The organism is Oleiphilus sp. HI0066 (assembly GCF_001635725.1).
Genome location: NZ_LWFH01001275.1, coordinates 1 through 1,619, shown reverse-complemented (window position 1 = coordinate 1,619; position 1,619 = coordinate 1). Strand labels below are relative to the sequence as shown.

The 1,619-nt window shown below is 43.0% G+C and carries 2 protein-coding genes; both read right to left on the bottom strand.

What is annotated here, in order from left to right; all coding sequences use genetic code 11:
* The coding region (locus A3738_RS18415; RefSeq protein WP_231876698.1) for a lactate utilization protein B at positions 1–1,050 on the bottom strand (1,050 nt) is incomplete at its 3' end.
* Positions 1,040–1,471 (bottom strand): (Fe-S)-binding protein, encoded by a 432-nt coding sequence (locus A3738_RS18410; protein ID WP_068754799.1) that lies wholly within the window; start codon positions 1,469–1,471, stop codon positions 1,040–1,042. The genes A3738_RS18410 and A3738_RS18415, both read right to left, overlap by 11 nt.
* Positions 1,472–1,619 lie beyond the last annotated feature (148 nt).

Genomic DNA, 1,619 nt, shown 5'->3' with positions numbered 1-1,619 from the left:
TTCTATTTGTGGAGTGACGATTTGTCCGATTGGACCTGGATAAGTGCTTCCATATGCGTGGCCACCGATTCTTGTGTATACGGGACAATGATTCATGCATGCGCCACCTCGTATACAGGTGAGCGTTTCCTGAAGTACATCATCTTGGTACATAGCGCTGCGCTTGTTATCAATAATTACGAGATGAAATTGTGACGGACCGTCTAGCTCTTGATCTTTGCGTGGTGAACTGATCATGTTGAGGTAGGTTGTCATAATCTGACCCGTTGCTGAACGAGTCAGTAATTTGAGCAAGGTTGGCAGTTCTGCGAATGAAGGAATAACTTTTTCAAGTCCCATTAACGCAACGTGAATATCTGGTACGCCGGTCGATATGCGACCATTTCCTTCATTTGCTACCAAGCAAAGTGTTCCGGTCTCTGCTATCGCAAAATTAACCCCGCTAATACCCATGTCGGCCTGCATGNATTTTTGTCGGAGTACTTTTCTCCCAACGCCAATAAGTTCATCTACAGTGGCGTCTTTTGGAGGTTTACCAAAATCCTCATTAAGCTTATCTGCGAAGAGTTGGGCTATTTGCTCTTTTGTCTTATGGATGGCGGGCATGATGATATGAGATGACTTTTCATGATCAAGTTGAACAATGTATTCGCCCATATCGGTTTCAATGCACTCGATTCCTTGTGCCTCAAGGTGTTGGTTCAATTCGATTTCTTCGCTAACCATTGATTTGCCTTTAACGACTTGTTTAACTTCGTTGTCTTGGGCAATTCTTTCGATGATTCGACAAGCTTGTTGGGCGTCTTCAGCCCAGTGCACATGAATACCATTGTCGATGCACTTCCTTTCCAGTTTCTCAAGAAGATCGGGTAAGTGAGCAATTACATTTTTTCGAATATCTGCGCCTTCACTTCGTAACTTTTCGAACTCTAAGTCTTGAAATGCTTGGTGTCTTTTGTCTTGGAGAAAATCCATCGCTCCACGAAAATTGTTCTGCAACGAATCGTCGGATAGCGCATCAACAGTCCGAATTCTGAAGTTATCTGACATCGGAAACTCCATAACGTTCTGTAAGTATGCTTACAATGTGCTTCCCTTTTAGGACTAGTTTGTTTTTGTCGGCATATCCGTTTAAATGCATCAGGCAGCCGCAATCTCCAGATGTAAATGTCGGGGATAATGCCATTAAAGATTTGCATTTATCTTCAGCCATTACAGACGATATTTCGGGTGCTTTCACCGAAAAGGTGCCACCAAAGCCGCAACACTCATTTTGATAATTTGGTTGCTCGACTACATGTCCTGAATTTTGAAGTGATGTTACCCAAGACTCTTCGCTCTTGATTCCACGTCTTGCAGAGCATGACACGTGAAGAGCAATAGATTCTTTTTCATCGCTCATGGATGGTAGGAATGGTGAAATGAATTGAATCAGTTCAAAGCACCTCTCAGACAGATTTTTTGCAAGCATTGAGTAGTGAGAGTCTTCTATTCATCAATAGAGGGAAGTGTTTTTTAATCATGTCTGCGCATGAAGCGGAAGGTACTACTACGGGGAGATCGTATTTGCTCAGTAAATCAATGGTTTGTTTTGCGACTTCTTGCGCTTGATCCTTGGC